Source organism: Pseudomonas sp. F(2018) (assembly GCF_005508865.1).
Classification (GTDB): Bacteria; Pseudomonadota; Gammaproteobacteria; order Pseudomonadales; family Pseudomonadaceae; genus Aquipseudomonas.
The window spans coordinates 126,941-141,653 of sequence record NZ_SCOM01000007.1; the positions used below are offsets into that span (position 1 = coordinate 126,941).

Below are 14,713 nucleotides of genomic sequence, written 5' to 3' on the forward strand. Positions count from 1 at the left end.
GGGCAAACCGCTAGAGCGCGGCGCCCGCCACGCTGGCTTCCGCCTCGACCGGTACGTGCAGCAGCTGCAGGCGCTCGCTGCTGTAGGCGCGGATGCGGTTGGTCAGCTCGATGTCGTCGTTCAGCTTCTGTCCGTAGGACGGGATGATTTCCTTCAGGCGCGCCTGCCACTCGGGGGTCTGCATCTCTTCCTTGAAAGTGCGTTCCAGCACCGTGAGCATGATCGGCGCGGCGGTCGAGGCGCCCGGCGAGGCACCCAGCAGCGCGGCGATGCTGCCGTCGGCGGCGCTCACCACCTCGGTGCCGAACTGCAGCACGCCGCCCTTCTCCTCATCCTTCTTGATCACCTGCACGCGCTGGCCGGCGGTGATCAGCTCCCAGTCCTCGTCCCGCGCATCGGGGAAGTAGTCGCGCAGGGCCTGCATGCGGTCGTCCTGGTCGAGCATCAGTTGGCCGATCAGGTACTGGCTCAGGTCCATGTTGTCCCAGCCGGCGTGGGTCATGGGCCCGAGGTTGTCGCTGCTCACCGAGGCGAACAGGTCCCACAGCGAACCGTGCTTGAGGAACCTGCTGGAGAAGGTGGCGAAGGGTCCGAACAGCAGCACCTTCTCGCCGTCGATCACCCGGGTGTCCAGGTGCGGCACCGACATCGGCGGCGAGCCGACCGAGGCCAGGCCGTACAGCTTGGCCTGGTGCTGGGCGACCACCTCGGGATTGCGCGTGACCAGGAACTGGCCGCCCACCGGGAAGCCGCCGTAGCTATCCGCCTCGTCGATGCCGGCCTTCTGCAGCAGCGGCAGTGCCGCGCCGCCGGCGCCGATGAAGACGAACTTGGCCTTGACACTGCTTTCCTGCTCGTCGTTGGCCAGGTCGGCGACCACCACCGTCCAGGTGCCGTCGTCGTTGCGCTGCAGGTCGCGCACCTCATGGCGCAGGTGCAACGCCACGCCGTCACGCTGGGTCAGCGCGCCGATCAGCTGCTTGGTGATCTCGCCGAAGTTGACGTCGGTGCCGATCGGCATGCGCGTGGCGGCGATTTTCTCGCCCTCGGGCCGGCCGTTCATCACCAGCGGCACCCACTGGGCGATCTGCGCCGGGTCCTCGGAGTACTGCATGCCGCGGAACAGCGAGCTGTGCTGCAGGGCCGCGTGGCGCTTCTTCAGGTAGGCGACGTTCTTGTCGCCCCAGACGAAGCTCATGTGCGGCACGTTGTTGATGAACGACCTGGGATTCTTGAGCACGCCCTGGTCGATCTGGTGCGCCCAGAACTGCTTGGAGATCTCGAAGGACTCGTTGATCGCCACCGCCTTGCTGATGTCGATGCCGCCGTCCGGCGTCTCCGGCGTGTAGTTCAGCTCGCAGAAGGCAGAGTGACCGGTGCCGGCATTATTCCAGGCGTTGGAGCTCTCGTCGGCGACCTGGTCCATGCGCTCGTAGATGTCGATGGTCCAGCCCGGTTCCAGCTGGCTGATGTAGGTGCCGAGGGTGGCGCTCATCACGCCGCCGATCAGCAGCACGTCGACGGTCTTCTCCGGCGTGGGCGGTTTCGAGCACCCCACCGCCGCGAGGCAGGCGAGGATCAATAGGATTTTCTTCATGGCGATGACCAGTTCCAGTGGAGGGCGTAGACGAGGCGCTGCGAGATGTTCTCCGGCCGCAGCGGCGGGACGCGGAGCACGCGGCACGAGGCCGTTCAGTCGGTTGACCGTCGAACCGCCCCGGCGTTGACGGTTTTTATGCGGCCGAAAGACCAAAGGTCGCTCCCAGAGCAAAACCGATGCCGGATCGCTCGCCCCCTAACGGCGGGCCTTTGCGCCGCCCCCGGCCGTGCAGATGGCCGATTTCCGCCAGCGGCGTGGCGAGATCCCGCCGGCCGGCTACCTCTGCCACCAGCGGCGGGCAGACGCTAGACTGCCATCAAACAGCCAGCAGCCAGCGAGCCCGGCATGCCCGCAACGACCATCTCCATCTCCCCCGAACAGCTGTGCGTGGGCCTCTACGTGCACCTGGACCTGAGCTGGTGGGAACACAACTTCGCCTTCAGCAGTTTCAAGATCAAGGACGAGGGCCAGCTCCAGGCCCTGCGCGACCTGGGCCTGGCCCAGCTGCGCTACGAACCGGCGCGCAGCGACTGCCAGCCCCTGGCGCTGAAAACCGCCGAGCCCCAGGAGCAGGCCGAAGAGCCGCCCAAGCCCAGCCCCGAGGAGCAGGCTCGCCAGGCCCGCGCGGCCAAGCTGGGCGCCCTGCGCAAGCGCCTGGCCGAGGTGGACCGCACCTTCGTGCAGGCCAGCCAGCGGGTGAAGTCGCTCAACCAGGCCCTGCGCAACCAGCCGGAGGACGCCATCAAGCTGGCCGGCGAGTTGGTGCGCGAGCTGGTCGAGGCGCTGCTCGGCGAGGATGGCGCGGCGCTGCACAGCATCAATGGCAAGGCCGCGGACGACGCCTACTTCCACCCGCTCAACGTCACCGTGCTGTCGGTGATGCTCGGCCGCCAGCTCGGCTACGACTCCGAGGCCTGCCACAGCCTGGGCCTCGGCGCCCTGCTGCATGACATGGGCAAGCTGGAAGTGCCGAGCAAGGTGCTGCTCAAGGCCGAGCCGCTGACCCGCCCGGAGCAGCAACTGCTGCAGCTGCACGTGGACTTCGGCGTGCGGCGCGGCCGCGAGCTGATGCTCGACGACGAGGTGCTGCGGATCATCCAGGAGCACCACGAATACTGCGACGGCAGCGGCTATCCCAAGGGCCTACGCGAGGCGGCCATCGGTCGCCTGAGTCGGGTGGTGAGCATCGCCAACGCCTTCGACAACCTGTGCAACCCGCTCAACCCGCGCGACGGCCTGAGCCCCCACGAGGCCCTGGCGCTGATGTTCAAGCAACAGCGCGAACGCTTCGACGAGGTGGCGCTGAAGGCCTTCATCCGCTGCATGGGCGTGTACCCGCCGGGCAGCCTGGTGCAACTGGAGGACGAGCGCTACGCCCTGGTGCTGGCCATGCACCCGAGCCTGCCGCTGAAGCCGACGCTGATCCTCTACGAGCCGAGCGTGCCCAAGGCCGAGGCGCTGATCGTCAACCTGGAGCACGAGCCCAGGCTGGCCATCGCCCGCAGCCTGCGTCCGGCGCAGCTGCCGCTGGAGGCGCTGGAATACCTCAACCCGCGCCAGCAACTCACCTATTACGTCGACCCGCGCCAGCGCGGAAAATAGCGCTTAGGGCGGATGACCGCGCCAGAACAATCGCGCCTAAACTCAGCGAACCGTCGCCGCTGCCGATACAGCGGAGCAGATCGATCGCCGCCAAACAAGAAGTAGACCCGGCCAGCCATGCACAACCCGCGCTTTTCCGACCTCCACGAGATTCCGCCCAAGGCCTTCAGCCCGGCTGCCGTAGCGCTGCAGATATCGCCCTGGCTGCTGGTCGGCCTGGGCGCCTGGGGCGGCCTGCCACTGTGGATCTGCCTGTTCAGCGGGGTGTGCCTGAGCTTCGGCCTGCTGCCCGCGCTGGCCACCGCCACCCATTGGCGCGCGCTGATGCAGCCGCGCGCCGTCGAGCCGCAGGTGCCGGGCTGGGTCGCGCCGCTGGCCGACCAGCTGGAGGCGCAGTGTGCGCAGCAACGCGAGCTGCTCGAACGCCTGCAGCGGGACCTGCAGGCCCGCAACGCCGCCGCCCAGCAGCACTGGCAGACCCAGGACGAACGACTGCAGCAGCAGACCCACTCCGCCCAAGCCCTGCTGGCCGAACTGCCGACAGCGCCGGGCGACGACACCCAGGCGCGCCGGGCGCTCGCCACCCTGCTCGAGCAACAGCGGCAGACCCGCGACCAGGCCGCCGTCCTGGCCGAAGGCATGCGTGGCATCGCCCAGCAGGCCGAGACCGTGCTGCGCGCCACCACCGATATGGACTCCATCGCCAAGCAGACCAATCTGCTCGCGCTGAACGCCGCCATCGAGGCGGCGCGGGCCGGCGACAGCGGCCGCGGCTTTGCTGTGGTGGCCGACGAAGTGCGCGCCCTGTCCAGCCGCTCTACCGACTTCTCCCTGGCCATTCGCGGCACGGTGGGCGAGATGCTGGAGGCCCTGCGCCAGGCCGACGCGCAGACCAACCAGCTGGCCCAGGACGGCACGCAGACCAGCGAAGAGGCGCAACAGCGCATCGCCGATAGCCTGGCCGCACTACGGACGAGCCAGGAGCGCACTCTGGAAATCGCTAGTCAGCTCAGCGAACTGCTGCAGGCAATGAGCGGCCCGCTCGCCACACCGCCGGAAATATCCAGCGACGCCCTGGGCGAACTGCAGCAGCACGACCAGGCGCTGGCCGAACTGGCCGCGCGCCTGCGCGACCAAACCACGCCGCTCTAGCGCCGCGCCAGCGCCTTCGAGCGCGCCGGGCCGTAGGGGTCGTCAGTCGGCGATCAGCCAGTCCAGACGGAAGCTGCCCTGGCTCTGCGCCAGCTTCTCAGCCAGCCACGGCAGCAGTAGCTTCAGCTCGTCTTCCAGGCCCCAGGGCGCGTTGGCGATGGCCAGGCCGGAGCCGGCCAGGCGGTTGGCATCGTCCGGCGCGTGGACGAACAGCTCGACGCGCAGCAGCTTGGGCGCGCTGGATTTCTCCAGGCCCTGATAGAAGCGCTTGAGCTGGCGCTCGTCCTTGATCGGGTACCAGATGGCGACCACGGTCTGGCGCATGCGCCCGATGGCCTCGTCCAGCGCGGTGACGCAGCGCTCCAGCTCGTCGGCCTTCTCGAACGGCGGGTCGATCAGCAGCAGCGCACGCTTCTCCGCCACCGGCAGCAGGGCGCGCGGCACGTGCCAGCCCTCGCCCAGGTGCACGGCCACGCGGCGGTCGCCCTTCATGTTGTCCTTGAGCAGCTGGCCGTCTTCGGGGTGCTTCTCGTTGAGCAGCACGCGGTCCTGCTCGCGGGTCAGCTGGCAGGCCAGCTCCGGCGAGCCGGGGTAGTAGCGCAGCGCACCGTCCGGGTTGAGCGTGCGCAGCACGCCGAAGTAGTCGGCGGTCGCCTCGGGCAGGTCCGGCGCATCCCACAGCCGGCCGATGCCTTCCAGCCACTCGCCGGTGCGGGTAGCCTGGTCGCCCTGCAGGTCATACAGGCCGACGCCGGCATGGCTGTCGAGGTAGGCGAACGGCGCCTCCTTGCGCGACAGCAGGGCGATGATGCGGCTGATGACGAGGTGCTTGAGCACATCGGCGTGGTTGCCGGCATGGAAGGCGTGGCGGTAGTTCATGGGCGCGTTACCTGAAGCAGAACCTGGAGCGGGGCGCGAATTGTAGCCCGAAGGGACGACGCGAACAGTTTCTAGCTCAGCATCAGGCCGATGAATCTTGCTAGGCGGCCTCTATTCACGACTCTAGACTTCAAGAAGATCCCACCGGAGACGATCATGTCCGAGTCCCTGCTCAGTTCCCGCAACCTGGCCTTCGAACTCTACGAAGTGCTGGACGCCGAAGCCCTGACCCAGCGCGAGCGCTTCGCCGACCACAATCGGGAAACCTTCGATGCCGCCATCGGCACCGCGCGCGGTATCGCCGAGGAACTGTTCGCCCCGCACAATCGCAAGAACGACGAGCACGAACCGCAGTACGTGGACGGCGCCGCCGTGCTGATCCCCGAGGTGGCCCCGGCGCTCAAGGCGTTCCACGAGGCTGGCTTCCTCAACGCCACCCGCGACTTCGAGGCCGGCGGCATGCAGCTGCCCAACCTGCTGTCGCAGGCCTGCTTCGCCCACTTCCAGTCGGCCAACTGCGCCACCAGCTCCTACTCGATGCTGACCATGGGCGTGGCCAACCTGATCGAGGCCTTCGGCAGCGCCGAACAGCAAGAGCGCTTCCTGCAGCCGATCATCGACGGCCGCTTCTTCGGCACCATGGGCCTGACCGAGCCGCACGCCGGCTCCTCGCTGTCGGACATCCGCACCAAGGCCGAGCCGCATGCCGATGGCAGCTACCGTATCCGCGGCAACAAGATCTTCATCTCCGGCGGCGACCAGCCGATCTCCGAGAACATCGTGCACATGGTGCTGGCCAAGCTGCCGGACGCCCCGCCCGGGGTGAAGGGCATCAGCCTGTTCATCGTGCCCAAGTTCCTGGTCAACGACGACGGCTCGCTGGGTGCGCGCAACGACGTGACCCTGGCCGGCCTGTTCCACAAGATGGGCTGGCGCGGCACCACCTCCACCGCGCTGAACTTCGGCGATAACGGCGAGTGCGTCGGCTATCTGGTCGGCAAGCCGCACCACGGTCTGAGCTACATGTTCCAGATGATGAACGAGGCGCGCATCGGCGTCGGCATGGGCGCCATCATGCTCGGCTACGCCGGCTACCTGTACTCGCTGGACTACGCGCGCAACCGTCCGCAGGGCCGCCACGCGGATGGCAAGGACCCGAGCAGCCCGCAGATCTCCATCGTCGAGCACGCCGATGTGCGGCGCATGCTGCTGACCCAGAAGGCTTATGTGGAGGGCGCCTTCGACCTGGGCCTGTACGCCGCCCGGCTGTTCGACGACACCCACACCCTGCCCAGCGAGGACGAGCGCAAGAAGGCCCTGGAGCTGCTCGACCTGCTGACCCCGATCGTCAAATCCTGGCCCTCGGAGTTCTGCCTCAAGGCCAACGAGCTGGCCATCCAGGTGCTCGGCGGCCACGGCTATACCCGCGAGTACCCGGTGGAGCAGTACTACCGCGACAACCGTCTGAACCCGATCCACGAGGGCACTCACGGCATCCAGTCGCTCGACCTGCTCGGCCGCAAGGTCTCGATGAACGGCGGCGCCGCGCTCAAGCAGCTGATGGCGCTGATCCAGGACACCTGCCAGCGCGCCGCGGCCTTCGAGTCGCTGAATCGCCTGCGCCAGCCGCTGGAGCAGCTGGTGCAGCGCCTCGGCGGCGTTACCCTGGCCCTGCTCGGCGACCTGCTGACCGGCAAGGTCAACCAGGGCCTGGCCAACTCGGCGCTGTACCTCAAGGCCTTCGGCCACGCGGTGATCGGCTGGCGCTGGCTGGAGCAGGCGATTCGCGCCGAAGAAGGCCTGGCGCGCGGCAACGCCGCCGACGTCAACTTCTACCAGGGCAAGCTGCAGGCCGCGCGTTTCTTCCTGACCTGGGAAGTACCGAGCTGCCAGCACGAGCTGAACATTCTCGAAGCGCGCGACGACACCTGCCTGAACATGCAGGACGCCTGGTTCTGATTTAGCGCTTTACTCTTCCTCGCCCCGCGCACATGCGGGGCTTTTTTTCCTGGAGCACAACACCTCACTGCACACAGCTGGTAGCCCGGACTTCAGTCCGGGAACTGGACGTGCGCCCCCGGACTAAAGTCCGGGCTACCTGGCTGCATGAACATGCAGAGTGCCTGGTTCTGCCCCATGACTACTCCGCGTGGAGCGTCGTCCACCCTTTGCAATAGCAAGCCCGGCCATCAGCAGCTAAACAGCTGATTCAGCTACAAAAGAACGCCCCGCAAATGCGGGGCGTTTCCTTTTGACAGGAGAGCAAAGCGGCGGGTTATTATCCGGCATGATCTCTGCTTAGGATCTGTTGACGACCCCTGCGGCCGCGACCGCACGTGAACAGAACCTGGAGCGTCGCCCCTCGCCTTCTCGCCCGGAGTACGCCCTTGGACGCCAGCGCCATCAATAGCCTGTTCCTGATCGGTGCATTGCTGGTGGGCGCGAGCATCCTGGTCAGCTCGGTATCCTCGCGCCTGGGCATCCCGATCCTGGTGATCATCCTCGCCGTGGGCATGGTCGCCGGCGTCGACGGCCCCGGCGGCATTGGCTTCAGCAACTACCCGATGGCCTACCTGGTGGGCAACCTGGCGCTAGCCATCATCCTCCTCGACGGCGGCCTGCGCACACGGGTGTCGAGCTTCCGCGTGGCCTTGTGGCCGGCACTGTCGCTGGCCACGGTGGGCGTGCTGATCACCACCGGCCTGACCGGCATGGCCGCCGCCTGGCTGTTCGACCTGAACATGATGCAGGGCCTGCTGATCGGCGCCATCGTCGGCTCCACCGATGCCGCCGCAGTGTTCTCCCTGCTCGGCGGCAAGGGCCTCAACGAACGGGTCACGGCGACCCTGGAAATCGAGTCTGGCAGCAACGATCCGATGGCGGTGTTCCTCACCGTGACCCTGATCGACATGCTCGCCAAGGGCCAGAGCGACTTCAGCATCGCCTTCATCGGCCACCTGCTCAGCGAGTTCGGCATCGGCGCCGCGCTCGGCCTTAGCGGCGGCTGGGTGCTGCTGCAGCTGATCAACCGGGTCAGCCTGCCCAACGGCCTGTATCCGCTGCTGGTGGTGAGCGGCGGCCTGCTGGTGTTCGCCCTGACCAACTTCATGCACGGCAGCGGCATCCTCGCCGCCTACCTGTGCGGCCTGGTGCTGGGCAACCGGCCGATCCGCTCGCGCCACAGCATCCTGCACATGCTCGACGGCATGGCCTGGCTGGCGCAGATCGGCATGTTTCTGGTGCTCGGCCTGCTGGTGACGCCGCATGACCTGCTGCCCATCGCCATCCCGGCGCTGGGCCTGGCGCTGTGGATGATCCTGTTCGCCCGCCCGCTATCGGTAGTGATCGGTCTGCTGCCGTTCCGCGCCTTCCACGACCGCGAGAAGATCTTCATCGCCTGGGTCGGCCTGCGCGGCGCGGTGCCGATCATTCTCGCCGTGTTCCCGATGATGGCCGGCCTGGAACACTCGCAGCTGTACTTCAACCTGGCCTTCTTCATCGTCCTGGTATCGCTGCTGCTGCAGGGCGCCAGCCTGCCGCTGGCGGCCAAGCTGCTGCGCGTCACCGTACCGCCGGAGCCGGCGCCGATCTCGCGTGCCGGCTTGGAGATCCATCCGACCAGCGAGTGGGAGCTGTTCATCTATCGCCTGGGCGCGGAGAAGTGGTGCATCGGCGCGCCGCTGCGCGAGTTGAAGATGCCGGAAGGCACCCGCGTCGCCGCGCTGTTCCGCGGCACCGAGCTGCTGCACCCGTCCGGCAGTACGACCCTGGACGCCGGCGACATCCTCTGCGTAGTCGGCCACGAACACGACCTGTCCGCCCTCGGCAAGCTGTTCAGCCAGGCGCCGCAGCGCAGCGCCGACCTGCGCTTCTTCGGCGACTTCGTGCTGGAGGGCGACGCCCAGCTCAGCGCGATCGCCGCCCTGTACGGTCTCAAGCTCGGCGACGAGGATGGCAGTCAGCCGCTGGGCCGCTTCATCGCCCACGAGATCGGCGGCCAGCCGATTCTCGGCGACCAGGTGGAATGGAACGGCCTGACCTGGACCGTGGCCCTGATGGAAGGGAACAAGGTGCGCAAGGTCGGCGTCCGATTCCCCGAAGGTCAGGCCAAGCCCGGGCTCTTCCTCTAGGCCAGGCGAAAGTGATGCGGGCGGCAGCGCCCGCGTTGCGCCTGGCATATCATTAGCCGCATTTCCGTTACGAGCCGCGCCCGCGACCATGTCTCTTCTGCGTCCCCTCTTCGCTACCCTGATTCTTGGCCTGTGCCTGGCCGCCCATCCCGTTGCCGCCGCCGAGCCACCGGCGACCAAGGCCGTGCAGGACAGCCTCGCCGCCCTGGCCGACCGCAAGCTGGCGGAGCCCGAACAGAGCGAGATCAAGGCCCAGCTGGAGCAGACCCTGAGCTTCCTCGCCGCCCGCGACGAGAGCCAGCAGAAGCTCGACGCGCTGAAGGTCCAGCTGCGCGACGCTCCGCGCCTGACCAGCGAGGCCCAGCGCGAGCTGACCCGTCTCAAGGCCGGCCAGCCGGTCAACGTCGCCACCCGCTACGCCCGCGCCAGCGTGGAGCAGCTGGAGCAGCAACTCAGCGAGCGCAGCGTCAAGCTCAGTGGCTGGCAGCAGGAACTGGCCGAGGCCAGCAGCCTGCTGATCACCGCGCAGACCCGCCCCGAACGCGCCCAGGCCGAGATCAGCGCCAACCAGACCCGCGCCATGCAGATCAACAATCTGCTCAAGGTCGGCAAGGAAGCGGGCAAGTCCCTGACCGCCGAGCGCCGCGGTGAACTCAATGCCGAACTGGCCGCCCTCGATGCGCAGACCGCGCTGCGCCGCCAGGAGCTGGCCGGCAACAGCCTGCTGCAGGACCTCGGCAGCGCCCGCCACGAGCTGCTGCAGGAGCGCATCCGCCGCCTGGACCAGGAGAGCCTCGACCTGCAGGCGCTGATCAGCGACAAGCGCCGGGTCAGCTCGGAGAAGACCGTTGCCGAACTCTCCCGCGAGGCCGAGAAGGCCACGCCGGACAGCCTGCTGGCCCAGGAAAGCGCCACCAATCTGAAGATTTCCGATTACCTGCTGCGCGCCACCGAGCGCCTCAACCAGCTGACCCGGATGAACCTGGAGACCAAGCAGCAGCTGGACAGCGTCAGCCAGGCCGCCCAGGCCCTGGACGAACAGGTCAGCGTGCTCAAGGGCAGCCTGCTGCTGGCCAAGATTCTCTACCAGCAGAAGCAGGCTCTGCCCAAGCCGCAGCTGGACCGCAACCTGGCCGACGAGATCGCCGACATCCGCCTGTACCAGTTCGAGCTGAACCAGCAGCGCGACAAGCTGGGCGATCTCAACGCCTATGTCGACGGCCTGCTGGCCAGCCAGCCGAGCGAGCAGGTCACGCCCGAGCTGCGCAAGACCCTCCTGGACCTGGCGACCACCCGCAACGACCTGCTGCAGCACATGAACCGTGAGCTGAACACCCTGCTCAACGAGTCCATCACCCTGCAGCTGAACCAGAAGCAGCTGCAGGAAATGATCGGCACCCTGCGCGCCACGCTGGACGAGCAGATGTTCTGGATTCCCAGCAACAAGCCGCTCGACCTGGCCTGGCTGCAGCAGATGCCGCACCTGCTGGAGCGCCAGCTGAAGACCATGCCCTGGGGCGCCGGCGTGCGCGAGCTGGGCGCCGGCCTGGTCGACCGCCCCTGGCTGTTCATTCCGCTGCTGCTGCTGATCGGCGGGCTGCTGTGGCGGCGCAGCTGGCTGTACGCCAAGTTGCAGGCGCTGCACGAGGACATCGGCCACTACAAGCGCGACAGCCAGATGCACACGCCGATGGCGATCTTCCTCAACGTGCTGCTGGCCCTGCCGGTGACCCTGTTCCTCACCCTGTGCGGCGTGGCCCTGCTGATCGACGCCCGCGGCCAGAACGCCACTCTCGGCAGCGCGCTGATCGACATGGCCCAGGCCTGGCTGGTGTTCTACACCCTGTACCGCATCCTCTCCCCCGGTGGCGTGGCCGAGCTGCACTTCCGCTGGCCGCGGCCGCAGGTAGCACTACTGAGCAAGCAGGTGCGCCGCCTGGGCCTGGTGGTGATGGCGCTGGTGGCGGTGGTGACCGTTGCCGAGCATCAGCCGCAGGCCCTGGCCGAAGACGTGGTCGGCATCCTCGTGGTGCTCACCGGCTACGCGCTGATGACCCTGATCCTCAGCAAGCTGCTGCTGGCCGAGCCGATGCGCGAGCAGACCTCGCCGTTCCGCCTGCTGCTCGGCATCGGCGTCTCCGTGCTGCCGCTGGCGTTCATCGTCGCGGTCGGCTTCGGCTACTACTACACCTCGCTCAAGCTCACCGACCGCCTGATCAACACCCTCTACCTGCTGATCCTCGCGCTGCTGATCGAGGCCGCCTTCGTCCGCGGCCTGGCCGTTGCCGCGCGCCGCCTGGCCTACGCCCGGGTCCTGGCCAAGCGCCAGGCGCAGACCAAGGAGAACGAGGACGGCGATGAGGTAGTGGTCGAAGAACCGGCCATGGACATCGACCAGATCAATCAGCAGTCCCTGCGCCTGATCCGCCTGGCCTTGCTCGGCGGTTTCCTCGCCTGCATGTACCTGGTCTGGGCCGACCTGATCAGCGTGTTCGCCTACCTCGACCAGATCAACCTGTACCAGTACTCCGCCGGCACCGGCGCCACCGCCACGCAGATCCCCATCAGCCTGCTCGACGTACTCGGCGCGCTGATCATCGCCGGCATCACCGCCGCCCTGGCGCGCAACCTGCCCGGCCTGCTGGAGGTGCTGGTGCTGTCCAAGCTGCGCCTGGCCCAGGGCAGCGCCTACGCCACCACCACCCTGCTGTCCTACGCCATCGCCGGCATCGGCTTCGTCACCGCGCTGTCCACCCTCGGGGTCAGCTGGGACAAGCTGCAGTGGCTGGTCGCCGCGCTCTCGGTGGGTATCGGCTTCGGCATGCAGGCGATCTTCGCTAACTTCATCTCCGGCCTGATCCTGCTGTTCGAGCGGCCGATCCGCATCGGCGACCTGGTGACCATCGGCACCGTCACCGGTACGGTCAACCGCATCCGCATCCGCGCCACGCACATCACCGACAGCGACCGCAAGGAAGTGATAGTGCCGAACCAGATCCTCCTCACCAGCCAGCTGATCAACTGGACCCTGACCGACACCGTGACCCGCGTCGTGCTGGTCTACACGGTCAATCGCGGCGCCAACCTGGAGCTGGTGCGCAAGCTGCTGCTACAGGCCGCCCAGGAGAACAGCCGCGTGCTGCGCGACCCGGCGCCCAACGTGCAGCTGAAGACCTACGGCGCGAGCACCCTGGAGCACGAGCTCAAGGTGTACGTGCGCGAACTCGGCGACCGCGGCCTGGCCACCGACGAGCTGAACCGGCGCATCGACCAGCTGTTCCAGGACAACGACATCAACATCGCTTCGACGCCGAAGATGGACGTGGTCTTCAGCCGCCGCTCCGCCGTTCACCCGGAGCCGGCCGACACCGAGGAAACCACTCCGCAACAGCCGCCGCGCTGACACTCAAGCGCCGGGACCACTCATCCCGGCGATTTCCCCGGGGCCCCGCGCCCGTGACAAGCTGAGCCCATGAAGACTCTCGACGCGCTGCAGTTCGACAACCGCTTCGCCCGCCTGGGCGACGCCTTTTCCACCGAGGTGCTGCCCGAGCCGCTGGACGAGCCGCGCCTGGTGGTGGCCAGTCCGGCGGCCATGGCCCTGCTCGATCTCGACCCGGCCGAGGCGGAAACCGAGGTGTTCGCCCAGCTGTTCGCCGGGCACAAGCTGTGGAGCGATGCCGAGCCACGCGCCATGGTCTATTCCGGGCACCAGTTCGGCGTCTACAACCCGCGCCTGGGCGATGGCCGCGGCCTGCTGCTGGGCGAGGTGGTCAACGATGCCGGCGAGCACTGGGACCTGCACCTCAAAGGCGCCGGCCAGACCCCCTACTCGCGCATGGGCGACGGTCGCGCCGTGCTGCGCAGCTCGATCCGCGAATTCCTCGCCAGCGAATACATGCATGCCCTCGGCATCCCGACCTCGCGCGCCCTGTGCGTCACCGGCTCGAGCACGCCGGTATGGCGCGAGCGGCAGGAGACCGGCGCCATGCTGCTGCGCCTGGCGCCCAGCCATGTACGCTTCGGCCACTTCGAGTACTTCTACTACACCAACCAGCACGAGCGCCTGAAGGAGCTGGGTGAGCACGTACTGGCCTGCCATTTCCCCGAGTGCCTGGCGGCGGAGAATCCCTGGGCGGCGATGTTCCGCGAGATCGTCGGGCGCAACGCCGAGCTGATCGCCAAGTGGCAGGCCTACGGCTTCTGCCACGGGGTGATGAACAGCGACAACATGTCGATCCTCGGCATCACCTTCGACTACGGCCCCTACGCCTTCCTCGACGACTTCGACGCCAACCATATCTGCAACCACTCGGACGACTCGGGCCGCTACAGTTTCAGCAACCAGGTGCCCATCGCCCACTGGAACCTCAGCGCCCTGGCCCAGGCCCTCACGCCTTTCGTCGGGGTGGAGCAGCTGCGCGAATCCCTGGGCCTGTTCCTACCGCTGTTCCAGGCCCACTACCAGGACCTGATGCGCCGCCGCCTCGGCCTGACCACCGCCGACGAGCGCGACGCCGCGCTGATCGAGCGCCTGCTGCAGCTGATGCAGACCAGCGCGGTGGACTACAACCTGTTCTTCCGTCGCCTCGGCGAGCAGGCACCGGCCGATGCCATCAAGACCCTGCGCGAAGACTTCGTCGACCTCGCCGGCTTCGATCAGTGGGGCCAGGAATATCAGGCGCGCGCCGTACAGGAAGGTGGCGAGCAGGCCGAGCGCCAGGCACGCATGCACGCGGTCAACCCGCTCTACCTGCTGCGCAACTACCTGGCGCAGAACGCCATCAGCGCCGCCGAGCAAGGCGATTACGCCCCGGTGCGCGAACTGCACGCGGTGCTCTCGCGCCCCTTCGAGGAACAGCCTGGCATGCAGCGCTACACCGAGCGCCCACCGGAATGGGGCAAGCATCTGGAGATCAGCTGCTCGTCCTGAGCCGACCTGCCCCTGACGCGAACTCCCCCGCCCAACGCCCCTCTCCCCCGGGATAGATCGGCAGGACAGACGATGTGGGCAGCGTCAGCTGGCCATAGACCGAGCCACAGGGAGGTGGTGAGTCCAGAGGGCCGGGGTGAGGGTCGTTCAGCTACACAGATGCGCTCCTGCATCTCCACGTAGGGTGTACTCGCCGCAGGCAGTACACCATGCCACTGCGCAACTCCTTGCACACCCGCCTCGCCACGCCCTTCTCAACCACGCCCCAGCGCCCGACTCACGGGCCTCAGGCACCCTGCGCAACCCCCTGCACAGCCCTGCGCCAGATATTGCACAACCTTCCGTGACGCCCCGCACAAGGCGCCTCCCGGATTTCTTCTAGCCGCGCCGCAACCCCCGCCACACCTGGCCCGCAGC

Annotated in this window: 8 protein-coding genes; 6 read left to right on the plus strand and 2 right to left on the minus strand. The window is 67.5% G+C overall.

All coding sequences use genetic code 11. From position 1 onward, the window contains the following. Positions 1-10 precede the first annotated feature (10 nt). Positions 11-1,597, minus strand: a complete 1,587-nt coding sequence (locus FFS62_RS22635) for a malate:quinone oxidoreductase (RefSeq protein WP_137975122.1) — start codon at positions 1,595-1,597, stop codon at positions 11-13. Positions 1,598-1,945: 348 nt separating this feature from the next. Between FFS62_RS22635 and FFS62_RS22640 the strand changes: the two genes are divergently transcribed. Together FFS62_RS22640 and FFS62_RS23505 are read left to right on the plus strand one after the other, a co-directional pair. Then, complete coding sequence (locus tag FFS62_RS22640; protein WP_137975123.1) at positions 1,946-3,202, plus strand: HD-GYP domain-containing protein; 1,257 nt, start codon at positions 1,946-1,948, stop codon at positions 3,200-3,202. 324 nt (positions 3,203-3,526) lie between these two features. After that, the gene (locus FFS62_RS23505) at positions 3,527-4,354 is read left to right on the plus strand and encodes a methyl-accepting chemotaxis protein (RefSeq protein WP_371920175.1); all 828 of its coding nucleotides are present in this window, start codon (positions 3,527-3,529) and stop codon (positions 4,352-4,354) included. A gap of 42 nt (positions 4,355-4,396) precedes the next feature. On the opposite strand, the gene FFS62_RS22650 is transcribed toward FFS62_RS23505, so the two are convergent. Further along, positions 4,397-5,233, minus strand: coding sequence for a 23S rRNA (adenine(2030)-N(6))-methyltransferase RlmJ (locus FFS62_RS22650; RefSeq protein WP_137975124.1), 837 nt, complete (start codon positions 5,231-5,233; stop codon positions 4,397-4,399). 156 nt (positions 5,234-5,389) lie between these two features. Between FFS62_RS22650 and FFS62_RS22655 the strand changes: the two genes are divergently transcribed. From FFS62_RS22655 to selO, 4 genes are all read left to right on the plus strand, one after another. Beyond that, positions 5,390-7,192 carry an acyl-CoA dehydrogenase gene (locus FFS62_RS22655; protein ID WP_137975125.1) on the plus strand — a complete coding sequence of 601 codons (1,803 nt, stop codon included), beginning with the start codon at positions 5,390-5,392 and terminating at the stop codon, positions 7,190-7,192. A 428-nt stretch (positions 7,193-7,620) separates the two neighbouring features. Next, positions 7,621-9,363, plus strand: coding sequence for a potassium/proton antiporter (locus tag FFS62_RS22660; RefSeq protein WP_137975126.1), 1,743 nt, complete (start codon positions 7,621-7,623; stop codon positions 9,361-9,363). Between the two features lie 88 nt (positions 9,364-9,451). Beyond that, a complete protein-coding gene (gene mscK, locus FFS62_RS22665) occupies positions 9,452-12,766 on the plus strand; it encodes a mechanosensitive channel MscK (protein WP_137975127.1) in 3,315 nt (1,104 codons plus the stop codon). A 69-nt stretch (positions 12,767-12,835) separates the two neighbouring features. Then, entirely contained in the window at positions 12,836-14,296 is a 1,461-nt protein-coding gene (gene selO, locus FFS62_RS22670) for a protein adenylyltransferase SelO (protein ID WP_137975128.1), read from the plus strand. Positions 14,297-14,713: the final 417 nt, after the last annotated feature.

Bases quoted from the DNA above. Each gene is read 5' to 3' on its own strand.
- FFS62_RS22635 (WP_137975122.1), bottom strand. From the start codon at position 1,597: ATGAAGAAAATCCTATTGATCCTCGCCTGCCTCGCGGCGGTGGGGTGC.
- FFS62_RS22640 (WP_137975123.1), top strand. From the start codon at position 1,946: ATGCCCGCAACGACCATCTCCATCTCCCCCGAACAGCTGTGCGTGGGC.
- FFS62_RS23505 (WP_371920175.1), top strand. From the start codon at position 3,527: ATGCAGCCGCGCGCCGTCGAGCCGCAGGTGCCGGGCTGGGTCGCGCCG.
- FFS62_RS22650 (WP_137975124.1), bottom strand. From the start codon at position 5,233: ATGAACTACCGCCACGCCTTCCATGCCGGCAACCACGCCGATGTGCTC.
- FFS62_RS22655 (WP_137975125.1), top strand. From the start codon at position 5,390: ATGTCCGAGTCCCTGCTCAGTTCCCGCAACCTGGCCTTCGAACTCTAC.
- mscK (WP_137975127.1), top strand. From the start codon at position 9,452: ATGTCTCTTCTGCGTCCCCTCTTCGCTACCCTGATTCTTGGCCTGTGC.
- selO (WP_137975128.1), top strand. From the start codon at position 12,836: ATGAAGACTCTCGACGCGCTGCAGTTCGACAACCGCTTCGCCCGCCTG.